General features: G+C 73.3%; 11 protein-coding genes. 4 read left to right on the top strand and 7 right to left on the bottom strand.

Annotation, left to right across the window (positions count from 1 at the left end):
* Positions 1–202 precede the first annotated feature (202 nt).
* The 4 genes from FHS39_RS19810 to FHS39_RS19795 are packed head-to-tail and all read left to right on the top strand — an operon-like array spanning position 203 to position 6,534.
* The gene (locus tag FHS39_RS19810) at positions 203–1,024 is read left to right on the top strand and encodes a glycosyltransferase family 2 protein (protein ID WP_184350709.1); all 822 of its coding nucleotides are present in this window, start codon (positions 203–205) and stop codon (positions 1,022–1,024) included.
* Positions 1,021–2,067, top strand: coding sequence for a glycosyltransferase family 2 protein (locus FHS39_RS19805; RefSeq protein WP_184350708.1), 1,047 nt, complete (start codon positions 1,021–1,023; stop codon positions 2,065–2,067). The genes FHS39_RS19810 and FHS39_RS19805 overlap by 4 nt, the downstream gene beginning before the upstream one ends.
* Positions 2,064–2,879, top strand: coding sequence for a polysaccharide deacetylase family protein (locus FHS39_RS19800; protein WP_184350707.1), 816 nt, complete (start codon positions 2,064–2,066; stop codon positions 2,877–2,879). The genes FHS39_RS19805 and FHS39_RS19800 overlap by 4 nt, the downstream gene beginning before the upstream one ends.
* The gene (locus tag FHS39_RS19795) at positions 2,872–6,534 is read left to right on the top strand and encodes a lipopolysaccharide biosynthesis protein (RefSeq protein WP_184350706.1); all 3,663 of its coding nucleotides are present in this window, start codon (positions 2,872–2,874) and stop codon (positions 6,532–6,534) included. The genes FHS39_RS19800 and FHS39_RS19795 overlap by 8 nt, the downstream gene beginning before the upstream one ends.
* A 7-nt stretch (positions 6,535–6,541) precedes the next feature.
* Here the strand turns inward: FHS39_RS19795 and FHS39_RS19790 are convergent, their stop codons facing one another.
* From FHS39_RS19790 to FHS39_RS19760, 7 genes are all read right to left on the bottom strand, one after another.
* Positions 6,542–7,177, bottom strand: coding sequence for a hypothetical protein (locus FHS39_RS19790; protein WP_184350705.1), 636 nt, complete (start codon positions 7,175–7,177; stop codon positions 6,542–6,544).
* Between the two features lie 14 nt (positions 7,178–7,191).
* Complete coding sequence (locus FHS39_RS19785; RefSeq protein WP_184350704.1) at positions 7,192–7,446, bottom strand: hypothetical protein; 255 nt, start codon at positions 7,444–7,446, stop codon at positions 7,192–7,194.
* 93 nt (positions 7,447–7,539) lie between these two features.
* Positions 7,540–8,916, bottom strand: coding sequence for a glycoside hydrolase family protein (locus FHS39_RS19780; protein ID WP_184350703.1), 1,377 nt, complete (start codon positions 8,914–8,916; stop codon positions 7,540–7,542).
* Positions 8,917–8,985: 69 nt separating this feature from the next.
* Positions 8,986–9,360 carry a GntR family transcriptional regulator gene (locus FHS39_RS19775; RefSeq protein ID WP_184350702.1) on the bottom strand — a complete coding sequence of 125 codons (375 nt, stop codon included), beginning with the start codon at positions 9,358–9,360 and terminating at the stop codon, positions 8,986–8,988.
* 73 nt (positions 9,361–9,433) lie between these two features.
* Positions 9,434–11,287, bottom strand: a complete 1,854-nt coding sequence (gene asnB, locus FHS39_RS19770; protein WP_184350701.1) for an asparagine synthase (glutamine-hydrolyzing) — start codon at positions 11,285–11,287, stop codon at positions 9,434–9,436.
* Positions 11,288–11,453: 166 nt separating this feature from the next.
* Positions 11,454–12,641, bottom strand: a complete 1,188-nt coding sequence (locus FHS39_RS19765) for an alanine racemase (RefSeq protein ID WP_184350700.1) — start codon at positions 12,639–12,641, stop codon at positions 11,454–11,456.
* Entirely contained in the window at positions 12,638–14,383 is a 1,746-nt protein-coding gene (locus FHS39_RS19760) for an IucA/IucC family protein (RefSeq protein ID WP_184350699.1), read from the bottom strand. Before FHS39_RS19760 ends, FHS39_RS19765 begins: the two co-directional genes overlap by 4 nt.
* Positions 14,384–14,386 lie beyond the last annotated feature (3 nt).

Below are 14,386 nucleotides of genomic sequence, written 5' to 3'. Positions count from 1 at the left end.
GGGCGCGGCAGGGGGTGCCGCGCTCGGCTTTCAGCAGTGCCGAGTCGCGTGCCGCGCGGCCGGCGTTACTTGCCAACTCGCCCTGCCCGTACGGGGCCAGCAATGCCGTACGGACAACGGCGAGTACCCCCTTTTCGAACCGGACAGACAACCGGACCGCTCTAGGGCGGGCGGTCCACCGGACGAGAGGGAAAGAAGACTCATGAGTGCGTTCGTGCGCCCGGCGGCCGGTGAGGATGATCCTGAAGTCTCAGGCCGCTACCGTCCGGTGACCTCGCAGTTCGCGATAGCGCCACCGGTGAGCGTCGTCATTCCCGCCATGAACGAGGCGGAGAACCTCCCGTACGTCTTCAAGACACTTCCCGACTGGATCCACGAAGTGGTCCTAGTCGACGGCAATTCCACCGACGACACGGTCCGGGTCGCCCGCGACCTGTACCCGGACGTCAAGGTGGTCGAACAGCGCGGCAAGGGCAAGGGCGACGCGCTGATCACCGGTTTCGCCGCCTGCACCGGCGAGATCATCGTGATGGTCGACGCGGACGGCTCGGCCGACGGCGGCGAGATCGTCAGCTATGTCTCCGCCCTGGTGGGCGGCGCGGACTTCGCCAAGGGCTCCCGGTTCGCCAACGGGGGCGGCACGGACGACATGACGCTGATCCGCAAGCTCGGCAACCGGGTGCTGTGTTCGATCGTCAATCACAAGTTCGGTGCTCGCTATACCGATCTGTGCTACGGGTACAACGCGTTCTGGAAACACTGCCTGGACGCGATCGCGCTGGACTGCGCCGGCTTCGAGGTCGAGACCCTGATGAACATCAGAGTGGTCAAGGCAGGGCTGCGGGTCCAGGAGATTCCCAGCCACGAATTCGTCCGGATCCACGGCGCGAGCAATCTGCGGGCCGTGCGCGACGGGCTGCGCGTGCTCAAGGTGATCCTGCACGAGCGCGGCACCCGCCGCGCCCGGCATCCGCGGCAGCGGCTGGCCATCGCACCGGCGGCGAATCACGGGGAAGTCTCTTGAGCACTGCACCGACCGGACGGACCGGTGCACCGAGCGTCTCGGTGGTCATCTGCGTCTACACCGAGGACCGTTGGGGCGACATCCTCGCCGCGGTGGCCTCGGTGCTCGACCAGTCGTACCCCGCGCTGGAGACGCTGCTCGTGGTCGACCACAATCCGGCGCTGCTGCGCCGGCTCGCCAAGGCCTACGGGGACGACGGGGCGGGGGCCGGCGCCCGTCCCGTGCGGGTGCTGGCCAACGCGGGCCCGCGTGGCCTGTCGGCGGGCCGCAACACCGGCCTCGCGGCCAGCGCCGGCGAGGTCATCGCCTTCCTCGACGACGACGCGGTGGCCGAGCGGGACTGGCTGCTGCACTTCGCCGAGGGCTACGCCGACCCCAGGGTGATGGCGGTGGGCGGCCGCACCCAGCCGGTGTGGGCGTCCCGGCGCCGCCCCGCCTGGTTCCCGGAGGAGTTCGACTGGGTGGTGGGCTGCACCTACCGCGGCCTGCCGCCGGGCAAGACGGTCGTGCGCAATGTGCTGGGCGGCAACGCCTCGTTCCGCCGCTCGGCCCTGGAGGCGGTCGGGGGGTTCGCCAGCGGCATCGGGCGCGACGGCCACCGGCTGCCGCTCGGCTGCGAGGAGACGGAGCTGTGCATCCGGCTGACCCGGGCCGTGCCGGAGGCGCTGCTGCTGATCGACGACCGCTCGGTGATCCACCACCGGGTCCCCGCCGCCCGCGAGCGGTTCGGCTACTTCCGCGACCGCGCGTACGCCGAAGGCCTCTCCAAGGCCCTGGTGACGCACAGCGTGGGGGCCCGGGCCGGGCTGGAGAGCGAGCGCCGGTACACCACCCGCGTGCTGCCCGCGGGCGTCGCGCGCGGGGTGCGGGACGCACTGCTGGGCCGGCCGGGCGGCGCCGGGCGGGCCGGGGCCATCGTGGCGGGGCTGGCGGCGACCACCGCCGGCTACGCACTGGGGGTCTGGCGGGCGCGCCGGGACGGCGGGCGGTTCGCGGTGGCGGACGTGCCGGCGAGCAGCGCGGGCGAGGGGGCGGCGGCATGAACGGTCCGAGCGTCGCGCAGCGGCCGGTGCCCATATTGATGTACCACTCGGTGGCCCGCACCCCGGCCCGTGCGGCCTACGGGCTGTCGGTCTCCCCCGAGGCGTTCGACGAGCAGATGCGGCTGCTGGACGGCTTCGGCTTCACCCCGGTGACGGCCGAGCAGCTGGCCGCCGCCTGGCGGGCAGGGCGCCCGCTGCCCCCGAAGCCGGTACTGATCACTTTCGACGACGGCTACGAGGGCGTGCACCGCTACGCCCTGCCCGTCCTCCTCGAACACGGCTTCACGGCCACGCTGTTCGCCTCCACGGGCTGGCTGCGCGGCGCCCACGAGACGGGGGGCGCGCTCGATCTGATGCTGAGCTGGGACCAGGTGCGCGAGCTGGCCGCGGCGGGGCTGGAGATCGGCGGGCACAGCCACACCCACCCCCAGCTCGACCAGCTCACGGACGACCGGCTGTGGTTCGAGGTGCAGCACTGCCGGGAGGTGCTCGCCGCCGAGCTGGACCGCCCGCCGGTGTCCTTCGCCTACCCGTACGGCTACTCCAGCCGCCGGGTGCGCGGCGCGGTGCGCACGGCCGGCTTCGGGGTGTCCCTGGCCGTGGGCAACACCCTGGCCGCGCGCCGCCAGGGCCCGTACGCCCTGGAGCGGGTGACCGTGCGCCGCACCACGGGCATAGCCGACTTCGAACGGCTCGTCGAGGGCCGGGGGCTGGGCCGGCACTTCGCCGGTGACCGGGCCCTGACCAAGGGGTACGCCGTCGTCCGCAGAAGCCGCCGAGTCGTCAGGAAAGTGATCGAAGCCCGTGTCTGACACGTCCACCCGGACCGAGGAAAGAGCCGTGGACGCCCCCGCCCGGCGGCTGCGGCTTCCCGGGCGAGGCGGCGGGACACCGCTGTTCCGCAACGCCTTCGCGCTGATGCTCAACACGGGCATCAGCGCGGTCCTCGGGGTGGGGTTCTGGCTGGTCGCCGCCCGCTACTACAGCGAGGACTCGGTCGGCCAGAGCTCGGCCGCCATCGCCGCGATGAAGCTCCTCGCGGGGCTCACGGCGGTCACCCTGACCGGGGCGCTGGCCCGGTTCATCCCGGTCGCCGGGCGGACGACGGGGCGGCTGGTCTTCCGTACGTACGCGGCCAGTTCGCTGCTCGTCGCGGCGGCGGCGGGCGTCTTCCTGCTCACCCTGGGCCTGTGGGGCCCGTCCTACCACTTCCTGCACGGGCTGCTGCCGGGCCTGGGCTTCATGGCGGCCGTCGTGGCCTGGTCGGTGCTCACGCTGCAGGACGGGGTGCTCACCGGGCTGCGCAGCGCGCTGTGGGTGCCGGTGGGCAACACCGTCTTCTCGGCGGTGAAGCTGGCGCTGCTGGTGGGGCTGGCGGCGGCGCTGCCGATGTCCGGGGTGTTCGTCTCCTGGGTCGTCTCCATCGCCGTCTCGGTGGTGCCGCTGGGGTGGCTGGTGTTCCGGCGCCTGGTGCCGGCGCACGTCCGGGCCACCGAGGAGAGCGCCCTCCCGGCGTCCTACCGGGAGATGGGGCGCTTCCTGGCCGGTGACTACACCGGCTCGCTGTTCTCGCTGGCCGTGGTCTACCTGGTACCGGTGATCGTGGCCGCCCAGGTCAGCTCGACCGACAACGCCTACTTCTACATCACCTCCACCATCGGCGGCACGGTCAATCTGCTCGCCATCAACATGGGCGCGTCCCTGACCGTCGAGGGCTCGCACGATCCGGCGCGGCTGGCCGACAACTGCCGGGCGGCGCTGCGCCGGATGGCCAAGATCATGGTGCCGGTGTGCGTGCTGCTGTTCGCCCTCGCGCCGTACATCCTGCAGGTCTTCGGCCGGGGCTACGCCGAGGCGGCGACGCCGCTGCTGCGCTGGTTCGCGGTGGGCGCGGCGCTGCGGGTGGTGATGGAGGTCTACTTCGCGGTGCTGCGCGCGCAGAGCCGCACGGCCGGACTGGCCTATCTCCAGGGGTTGTTGTGTGCACTGGTGCTGGGGCTGACGCTGATTCTGCTGCCGCGGATGGGGCTGACGGGGGCGGGGGTCGCGGAGATCAGCAGCCTGACCGTGATCGTCTCGATCGCGGCGGTCAAGCTGCGGGGCGTCCTGAAGGCCGCGCCCGCCGCCGGGCAAGGTGGCGACAGGACGCCGCCCGACGGGGACCTCGCGGATCTGCCGGTGCGCGGCGACCGCAGGGACGAGACGGTGGGAGGGCGGGAGGAGGCCGGGCACGGCACGCGCTGGGCGCTGCGCTCGGCGCTGGACGCGGACACCATGCCGCTGGGCGTGCGGCTGGACTTCGACCATCTGGAGCGGCGGCCGGACCTGCGGCACACGCCTGCCGGGGGCCTGGAGAAGGCGGAGCGGCCGGAGAAGGCCGCGCGCACTCCGCCGAAGCCGGAGCGGCTGCCGGCCCTGCCGCCCGCGCGGGAAGCCGCCGGGGAGGCCGTGCGGCCGGGGGCCGTGGCATGGTGGCGTACGCCGGTGGCGGGAATCCGGCTGCTGGCCGTCGCGGCGCTGGCGATGTACTGGGTGCCGCTGGAGGCGGTCGGCTCGGTCGACCTGGAGGGCATGGGCGGCTTCGGGCTGGTGTCCGTGCTGCCGGTGGCCACGCTGCTGGGGGCCGCGCTGCTGGTGCTGGCCTTCGCGTGCGCGCTGTGTCTGGACCGGGCGCGCCGGTGGCTGCTGGCGGCGCTGCTGCTGGCGACGGTGGTCTCGCTGCACGCCGTGCCCGCGCTGCTGGAGGCCCAGCCGCGCTTCCCGACGGCCTGGCAGCACCTGGGCTTCCTGGACTACATCGACCGCACCGGCACCGCCGCGCCCGACCTGGACGCCCGCTGGAGCTGGCCGGGCTTCTTCGCGCTCGCCGTGTTCGCGGCCCGGGCCTGCGGTGTGACGGACCTCGGCGAGGTGCTGCGCTGGTGGCCGCTGGCCGTCCAGCTGGCCTGCCTGGCACCGCTGGCCCTGCTGCTGCGGGCGGTACGGGCGAGCTGGCGGGCGAAGTGGACGGCGCTGTGGCTGTTCGCGCTGTGCGGCTGGGTCGGGCAGGACTACTTCTCCCCCCAGTCGCTCAACTACGTCTTCTATCTGCTGTTCGTGGCGGTGCTGCTGGTGTGGTTCCGCTGGCCGGGGCAGCTGCGCGGCAGGCTGCTGCCCGGCGAGCGGGAGGTCCGGCCCGCCGGGCGGGGCGAGCTCGCGGTGCTGCTGGCCCTGCTCGTCGCCCTGTTCACCGCCTCGGTCGCCAGCCACCAGCTGACCCCGTTCGTCATGCTGGGCGTGCTGACGGCCCTGGTCCTGGCGCGCCGCTGCACGGCGGCCGGGCTCCCGCTGCTGTGCGCGGTGATGCTGGCGGTGTGGGTGGGGTTCCTGGCGGAGCCGTACTGGTCGGGCCACTTCAACGAGCTCTTCGGCGGCCTCGGTTCGCTGGGCGGCAATGTCTCCTCGTCCGTATCGGGCCGTATCGAAGGCGGCAGTGCCACCCACAAGATGGTGCTCTACGTCCGGGTGGCGCTCGCGGGCGGCACGCTGGCCCTGGCCGGGCTCGGCTGGTGGCGGAGGCGCCGTGCCGGGATCGGTGACCGGTCGCTGCTGGTCCTCACCTCTGTGCCGTTCCTGGCCTTCGGGATGCAGTCCTACGGCGGCGAGGTGGCCCTGCGGGTCTTCCTGTTCGCCCTGCCCGGCGCCTGTGTCCTCGCGGCGCTCGCGCTCTTCCCGCGCCCCGCCGGCGCCGGCGGCCGCTCCTTCGCGGCGCCGCTCGCGGCCCTGCTGGCCGGGGTGGTGCTCGTCTTCGGCTTCCTGGTGGCGCGCTGGGGCAACGAACCCTTCGAGCAGGTGCGTTCGGGCGAGGTCGCCGCCATGGACTACGTCTACGAGCACGACGAGCCGACCGTACGGCTGCTGTGGATGAGCAGCGACACCCTCACCAACGTCACCCCCGCGCTGCCCTGGGGCGCCCGGGACATGGAGCGGGTCCTCTACGAGCCGGTCCTCGCCCCGCGCGACCCGGGCCGGGGCCCGAGCCTGGTCGAGGCCCTGCGCAAGGCTGGGCCGAACTCCTATCTCGTGGTCAACCGCAGCCAGTCGGAGTATCTGGAACTCAGCGCGGGTTACGTGCCCGACTGGGACGGGCGGCTGCGCCGCACCCTGGACGGCCGGCCGGAGCTGCGCCGGATGCTGGCCAACGACGACGCGGTGCTCTATTCGCTCAAGGACCGCCCCGCCGGGGAGGTGCCGCAGCCGCGGCCCGGTCCCGCCGGGCCGCGGGTGACCTGGACGCCGGTGTCCGTGGTCGGCGCCCTGGCGGCCGTGGCGCTGCTGGTGCTGCTGACGGTGCGGGAGCTGGTGCGGGTCGGGGTGCGGCCGGGGGTGCAGCAGCTGAGGTGGTTGCAGGGCTCCTTCTGGTTTGCGTTGCCGCTGCTGGCCGTGGTGCTGGGGTCGTTGGTGTGGCGGCTGGCCACGATGTCGTAGGGGTGCGTCAGAACAGGGCGCGGTAGCAGAGGGCGGCCACGGCCTGCACCCCGGGGGCGGGGCGGCCGGGCCGGTGGTGCGGGAGGACGTGGCCGTCGAGGGCAGTGACGCCGGTCGGCGGATAGCTGATGCGCGTGCCCGCCGTGCGGTCCCACTCGGGGTCGCTCTCCAGCTGGCCAAGCCGCTCCATGGTGGCGCCGACCAGGCCGGGGTGGAGGTGGAGCGGGCCGACGGCGCCGAAGGCGGTGGTCAGCAGGGTCAGGTCGCACTGTTCGGTGTCGATGTGGAGGAAGACCTCGTCGTCGCCCTCGTAGTAGCCGTAGGCGGCGAAGGTCGGCACCAGCAGCCGGCCGGTCAGCGCCCGGGCCGTGCCGGTCAGGGCCAGGTGCACTTGGGCCAGCAGCGGGCCGCTCGCGGCGGGGGTGGCGCGGCGGGGCAGCCGGCGGGTCACGACGGGCGTGCGCGGCCCGCTCAGGGGGATCGCGGCGTGGGCGTGGCGCTCGCGCCCCTCCGCGGCGATGGCGTCGGACAGCCGGCCGTCCCACAGTCCGGGGAGGTGGACGTAGCCGTCGGCGGTGAAGGCCCGCCGTTCGGCGGGGGTCACGGGGCGGCCGTTAGGTGCGGCGTCGGCTTGCGTGCTCACGTCGGCGGCGCCCGTCAGGAGACGGAGGCGACCGGCCAGGAGGCTTCGGAGGTGTAGTGGGCCATGTCCGCCTCGGCCGGCAGGTTCAGCACGCCGGCGAAGGAGTAGCCCTCGCACAGCGGCACGTCCGCACGCTCCCCCAGGTGCGCCTCGATCAGGGCCCTGGCCTCGGGGGCGGCCTTCGCCGTGGCGACGGCCTCCCGGGGCAGCACGTAGTAGTTCCGTTCCGCGTCGACGATGACCAACGCCTGACTCGCGTTTTCCGGCACGGCGGCCCTTCTTTCGCCAGGGGCGTCTCTCGCTCGGTGGACGCCGAGGGAAGTGTTGCCTCCCCGGGCGGCGAAGGCAACCGCCAGAACCGGCTACAGCCAGCGGACTTCGTACGCCCCGAGGCCGAGCAGGCGGCCGTCGACCCGGGCCGAGATCTGCCGGTCCGCGGTATTGACGGCCAGCACGGTCTTGCCGGAGGCCAGGGCCTGCACCTGCCCGGCGTCGGGTCCGCCCACGTCCACCGGGCGCAGCCGCGTGCCCGGCGGAAAGGCCTTGGCGAAGTGGGTGAGCAGGTCCAGCATGGGCAGCTCTCCCCCGCCGTCGCCCAGTTCGGTGCTGCGCCACAGGCAGCCGGGGCAGTTGGCGCCCTGTTCCTCCGGGTTCCAGTAGAAGGCGCCGGCCACACCCGACTCGGCCAGCCGCATCATGGCGGTGGCCTGCACGGCGATGCGGTGCGGCTCGGTCCAGCCCGTGCGGTTGTCCTGGGCGTCGGCGGGCTCGACGTACCACTCGGCCCACCACACGGGCAGCCCGGTGGTCCGGTTCAGCCAGGTGGTGACGTCGGCGAACTTCCGGGTGGCCGCGAACTCGTCGGGGATGAGTCTGCTGCCGTCGCGGGTGTAGCTGGAGCCGTCGACGACGACGAAGTCGGCCCCCTCCTTGTGCTGGTCCCAGTACTCCACGGCGTCGACGGCCCGCTGGTCGAGCGATCCCCACGGTCCGCTCACCGAGGAGGAGTTGGCGGTGGAGCCGGGCGCCTGGCTGTCCATGACGACGTACGGCCCGCCGACGAGGGCGTTCTTGTTCCGCTTCTTGAGCTCCTCGTAGACGAGGTTGTAGAACTCGGTGTAGCCCTCGTAGTCCCAGCGGTTCCTGGAATCGTCGTAGAAGCCCTTGAACTCGTTCCAGACGATGAAGTGGCGGACGTCCGGATAGCGGGCGGCGATCACTCCGGCCAGTTGGGCGAAGTCCCTGTAGTGGGCGCGGTCCGGGGCCTTCTCCAGGGACTGCTGCGACCAGTCGGTGCGGTCACCGCCGCCCTTCATCCAGTCCGGGGCGCAGCACAGGGTGAGCACGGGGGTGCCGCCGGTCGCCCGCATCAGGGCGATCCTGCGGTCCAGGTCGGCGAAGTTGTAGACGCCGGGCCGGGGCTCGGGGTTGTCGGCCCCCCAGCCCATGATGTGCTGGTTCTGCGGCATGGGGTCGGCGGAGAGGGTCTGTGCCGCCTTCTTGCGGGCGGCGTCCTGGCCGAGGTCGGCGCTGTACTGGGTGTGGGTGAACCCCCAGCCGACGTCGGCCGCGTGTCCGCCGAGGCGGCCCGTGACGCCCCGGGCGCGGCCGCCCGACTGCCAGTCGGCGACGACCACGGTGACCAGCAGCGCGAGCACCACGACGACGGCTCCCAGCAGCGCGGTGAGCTTCCATCGCCTCGCCCGCGGCAACGTCCGACCTTCACCATGACGTCCCATCAGGGCAAGGGTAACCGGCCCTGTCCGTGCCTTCCCCCTTTTGTCCTCAATCGCCGCAGGGGTCGTGCGTCAGTCGCCGTAGACCGCCCGCAGCGCGTTCTCGGCGGCGGTCAGCGCGGCGGCCCGGTCCAGGCCCAGGCGGTGGGCGCGCTGGGCGTAGGCCTGTGCGGCGGCGGCCGCCTCGCGGTCGGCCGTGTCGCCGGGGGCGGCGATGAAGGTGCCGTTGCGGCCGCGCGTCTCGATGACGCCGTCCGCTTCGAGCGCCCGGTAGGCCTTGGCCACCGTGTTGGCGGCCAGCCCCAGTTCCTCGGCGAAGCCGCGCACGGTCGGCAGCTTGTAGCCCACCGGGAGCGCGCCCGAGCGGGCGCGCTCCGCGATGCGGGCGCGGATCTGCTCGTAGGGGGGTTCGGCGGCGTCCGGGTCGACGGTCATCTGCAAGGCCACGGTGGACTCCTGGGTGGACGGTGTTGTGCCGTCCATTGTGCGCCAGGCGGGACCACCGTGCCTGCACGTGCGGCTAGAGCTCCAGGGCCGTGCCGTAGGCGGCGAGCCAGCTGTTGAGGCCGAGGACCAGTTCGGTGCCGGTCCGGTAGGTCTCGCCGGTGTCCTCCTTCAGCGCCCGGGCCACGCCGGCGGTGTCGAGCAGGGGGCGGACGGGTGCGTCGGTATCGGCGAGGACGCGCCGCAGTTCCGCGCGGAGGGCGGCGGCGTAGCGGGGATCCTGGGTGCTGGGGTAGGGGCTCTTGACGCGGTCGGCGACGGACGCCGGGAGGACGTCGCGGACGGCGGCGCGCAGCAGGGACTTCTCGCGGCCGTCGAAAGTCTTCATCGCCCAGGGCGTGTTGAAGACGTATTCGACGAGCCGGTGGTCGCAGAACGGCACGCGCACTTCGAGGCCGACGGCCATGCTGACGCGGTCCTTGCGGTCGAGCAGCAGCTGGACGAACCGGGTCAGGTGCAGGTAGCTGACCTCGCGCATGCGGCGTTGCAGGCCCGTCTCGCCCGGCAGCCGGGGCACTTCGGCGAGCGCCTCGCGGTAGCGGGCGTCCTGGTAGCCGGGCAGGTCGAGCTTGCCGAGGATGCCCGGGTCGAGGAGGTCGGTGCGGCGGCCGGCCCCTTCACCGGAGAAGTTGTCGAAGACGCCGGCGGCGAGCCAGGGGAAGGTGTCGGCGTGCACGGATTCCGGGTCGTGGAACCATTTGTAGCCGCCGAATATCTCGTCGGCGGACTCCCCGGACAGGGCCACGGTCGAGTGTTCGCGGATGGCCTTGAAGAGGAGGTAGAGCGAGGTGTCGCCGTCGCCGAAGCTGATGGGCAGGTCGCGGGCGGTGAGCACCGCGTCGCGGTGGGCGCGGTCCATCAGGGCGGCGGTGTCGAGGACGATGTCGGCGTGGTCGGATCCCACGTGCTCGGCGAGGGCGTGCGCGTAGGGACCGTCGGGGGTGGGCCGCAGGCTGTCGGCCTTGAAGTTCTCGGTGTGGCCGGTGAAGTCCACCGAGAAGGAGCGCACCGGACCGCGGCCGGCCTCGGCCAGCCCTAAGGCGGAGAGCGCGGTGATGGCGGAGGAGTCGAGGCCGCCGGAGAGCAGGGTGCACAGCGGGACGTCGGCGATGAGCTGGCGGGCCACGATGTCGTCGAGCAGCTCGCGCACCCGCCGGACGGTGGTGGCGGTGTCGTCGGTGTGCTCGCGTGCCTCGAGTCCCCAGTAGCGGCGGACGGTCAGGCCCTCGCGGCGCACCCGTGCGGTGTGGCCGGGGCGCAGCTCGTGCATGCCGCGGTAGACGGCGTGGCCGGGGGTCTTGGTGAAGGCCGTGATCTCGGCGAGGCCCTCGGCGTCGACGGCGGGCCGCACGGCGGGGTGGGCGAGGATGGCCTTGGGCTCGGAGCCGAAGACCACGCCGTCGGGGGTGGGGTGGTAGTAGAGCGGCTTGATGCCCATGCGGTCGCGGACGAGGAGGAGTTCCTCGCGGCGCGGGTCCCACAGGGCGAAGGCGTACATGCCGTTGAGGTGCTCGGTGAAGGCCTCGCCCCATTCGAGGTAGGCGTGGAGCACGACCTCGGTGTCGCTGCTGGTGCGGAAGGCGTGGCCGCGGGCGAGCAGTTCGCGGCGCAGTTCGCGGTAGTTGTAGACCTCGCCGCTGTAGGTGACGGCGAGCAGGGTGCGCCCGTCGCGTTCGACGAGCATGGGCTGTGTGCCGCCTTCGAGGTCGATGACGGCGAGGCGGCGGTGGCCCAGGGCTGCGTGGGTGTCCAGCCATATGCCGGATGCGTCCGGCCCGCGGCAGGCCATGGTCGCGGTCATCGCGTCGAGCGTGTCGCGCTCGGTGGTGAGGTCGTGGTCGTAGGAGATCCATCCGGTGATGCCGCACATGGTTGGCGGTGTCCCCTTTCGGTTGGCCGCCCCGGTGGGTTCCGGAGCATGGCACTGCCCCCCGCTGGCGGACGACGCTACGCCGACATAGATGCAGACACCATCTATTTACGGTAAAACCTTTCGCCCGGGACTCATGACAGGCCCCACTCATGACAGCCCCTGCTTATGACAAAAAGTGGAACGTGGGCGGCGGGTGCATCAGGAAGTCGTGGTGCGAGATGTTCCAGGCGTACGCACCGGCCATCGCGAAGGCGACCCGGTCCCCCGCCCGCAGCCGTGCGACGGGCACCCGCCGCGCGAAGACGTCCTTGGGCGTGCACAGTTGCCCGCTGAGGGTCACCGGTTCGCCGAGGGCCGCCGGGCGCAGCCAGGGCTGGGCCCAGTCGTCGACGGGCAGCACGGTGAAGGGGTGGTCGTGGCCCTTGGCGGCGGGGGTGCGCAGGTGGTGCGTGCCGCCGCGCAGGACGGCGAAGGCCTCGCCGTGGGTGTGCTTGAGGTCGAGGACCTCGGTGACGTACCAGCCGCAGTAGGCGGTCAGCGCCCGGCCCGGCTCCACGCGCAGGGTGAAGTCGGGGTGCTTGGCGGTCAGTTCGCGCAGGCCCCGGCCGTAGGTCTGCCAGTCGAAGCGGGCGCCCGGCCGGGCGTAGTCGACGGCCATGCCGCCGCCCACGTCGACCTCGGTCACCTGGAGGCGGTGCCGGCCGGCGAGGTCCCGCGCCCAGTCGGTGACGCGGGCCGCGACGGCCAGCTGGGCCTCGGGGCCGAGGCCGCTGGCCAGGTGGGCGTGGATGCCGCGCAGCCGCAGCCGGCGCCCGCGCAGCAGCGGCAGGCAGGCTTCGGCGCTCCGCGGGTCGAGGCCGAAGGGGCTGGGCCGGCCGCCCATGGCGAGCGCCGCTCCGCTCGTCTCGGCATCGACGGCGGGCAGGTTGACGCGCAGCAGGATGTCGGCCGGTGCGCCGCCGGGCCGTTCGTCGGCGAGGTCCGCGAGCAGCCGCAGCTCCTGCTCGCTCTCCACGTGGAAGCGCTCGACGCCCAGGTCCAGGGCGAGCCGGAGTTCTGCCTCGGTCTTGCCGGGGCCACCGAAGGCTAGTGGCATGCCGGGTACGGCCTCGCGGACGTGCGCGAGCTCGCCGCCGGAGGCCGTCTCGTAGCCGCTGACGTGCGGGGCGAGCGTGCGGAGGATCTCGGCGGCGGGGTTGGCCTTGGCCGCGTAGTACAGCTCGGCCCGCTCGGGCAGGGCGGCCCGCACGGCTCGGGCGCTGTCGGCCAGGTCGGCCAGGTCGTAGACGTAGGCGGGCAGTTGATCGGCAGCCAGGTGGGCGGCGTGGCCGGCAGCGCGGGGGGTGATCACGGGGTGGTCTCCAAAGGCCGGCGCGGCGGTACGGGCGGACCGTCACCCCCGGCCGCGCGGGTGCCGGCTTCCGGCAGTACCCGCAGGGCGCTCAGCACGTCGGGCACCAGGGGCGAGCCGATCCGGACGTACCCGGCGTCCCGGTCGGCCAGGCGCTGCCAGCGAGTGATCAGGTTCGCCTTGGCGGGCAGCGGCACGCCCGCGACCAGGGCCCGCAACAGAGGCGGTTGGCCGTGCGCGGCGGCGCGGTCGGCGAGGACGCGGCGGACGGCGGACCACAAGGCGCCTTCCAGGCGCGGGTGCCGGTCGGCGAGGGCGGCGAGCATCTCGGCGACGTGGTTGACGAGGAGGCAGTAGACGACGCGGTCCCAGCCGCGTTCGCGGCCGTACGTCATGGGGCGGGCGACCATCTCGTCGAGGCCCGCGAGGCCGGGGTGGCCGGTGAGCAGCTTGGTGCCCTCCAGGTCGCGGAAGACAACCTGGAGGGGGCTGCCCCGGTCGTCGATGCCGATGACGACGTTCTGCAGGTGGGGTTCGAGGACCACGCCGTGGTCGAAGTAGGCGGCCAGCACCGGGGGGATCAGCAGCCGCAGGTAGGCGTCCCACCAGGCGAGGGCCTCGGCCTGGCTGCGGCCGTCCAGCAGCCGGCCCAGCTGGGCGCCGCAGCTGGGGTACTCGTCGGCCACGGCGGCGGCCAGCAGGGCGGTCAGGCCCGGCGCGAGGTGGGCGCCGAGGCCGTCGCGGGCGATGACGCCGAAGCCTTCGGCGAGGTCGCGGCTGCCGAGGTCGAGGGTGCGGTAGGCGGGTTCGCCCAGCAGCGCGGTGCCGGGGAAGCGGGCGGCGAGGTCGGCGGCGGCGGGGGCGAGCAGCCGGGTCAGGGCGACCGCGCCGGCCAGCTCGTACTCGGCGTTCTTGCGCAGGCAATTGGTGATGCGCACGTTGAGGCTGAACTTCAGGAAGTCCCGGCCGTCGTAGAGGGTGCGCACCGAGGCGGTGGGCGCGAAGGGGGTGCCGCGCGGGCCGAGGTCGAGGACGTCGCGGCGGGCGACGGCGGCGCGCAGGGCGGGGTGGTCGCGCAGCATGCCGTACTGCCAGGGGTGGGCGGGCAGCAGGACGTAGCCGTCGGGCACGCCGCCCTGCCGCTCGAAGGCGGCCGGGGCGCCGGGGGCGGCGGCCTCCTGGCGTACGTACCTGCGGCGCACGGCCAGATGGCGCAGGGCGAACCGGGCGCGGGCCTCGGGGGCGTAGCGCCGCCAGTCCTCGGGAGTGCCGGTGCGGGCCTTGGGGGTGGGGTGGAAGCGGTGGCCGAAGAGCAGGGACTGTTCGGAGGCCAGGTAGGGGTCGGCGGGGTGGTCGCCGGCCCCGGCGGTGGCGAGGGCGGCGGCGACGCCGGCGTGGCTGGCGGCCACCTGGTCCAGGAATTCGTCGTTGCGGAAGCCGGTGCGCAGGGCGAGTTCACGGTGGATGCACTCGGCGAGGGCCTGCCAGGGCAGTGCGCTCCAGGTGCCGCCGTGCTGTGCGGTGACGGGGCCGGTGAAGCGGTGGGCGCCGATGAGGGAGGTGCGGCGCAGCCGGACCCGGAGCAGCTCGCCGCACCGGGGCAGGCGCAGCAGCAGGTGCCCGTCGCTGACGGCGGTCTGGTGCTCCGGGCCGCAGACCTCGCGGAGCAGGCAGTTGAGGAGGGTGTGGGCGACGATGTGACCGGCGAGGGGGGAGGTGGGGGCGGATGGGCCTGTTGTCATGTC

The sequence above is a fragment of the Streptomyces olivoverticillatus genome, assembly GCF_014203555.1.
GTDB lineage: Bacteria > Actinomycetota > Actinomycetes > Streptomycetales > Streptomycetaceae > Streptomyces > Streptomyces olivoverticillatus.
The sequence above is the reverse complement of the archived record's forward strand: the minus strand, read 5'-3'. Positions and strand labels throughout refer to the sequence as shown.

Bases quoted from the DNA above. Each gene is read 5' to 3' on its own strand.
- FHS39_RS19810 (WP_184350709.1), top strand. From the start codon at position 203: ATGAGTGCGTTCGTGCGCCCGGCGGCCGGTGAGGATGATCCTGAAGTC.
- FHS39_RS19800 (WP_184350707.1), top strand. From the start codon at position 2,064: ATGAACGGTCCGAGCGTCGCGCAGCGGCCGGTGCCCATATTGATGTAC.
- FHS39_RS19780 (WP_184350703.1), bottom strand. From the start codon at position 8,916: ATGGGACGTCATGGTGAAGGTCGGACGTTGCCGCGGGCGAGGCGATGG.
- asnB (WP_184350701.1), bottom strand. From the start codon at position 11,287: ATGTGCGGCATCACCGGATGGATCTCCTACGACCACGACCTCACCACC.
- FHS39_RS19760 (WP_184350699.1), bottom strand. From the start codon at position 14,383: ATGACAACAGGCCCATCCGCCCCCACCTCCCCCCTCGCCGGTCACATC.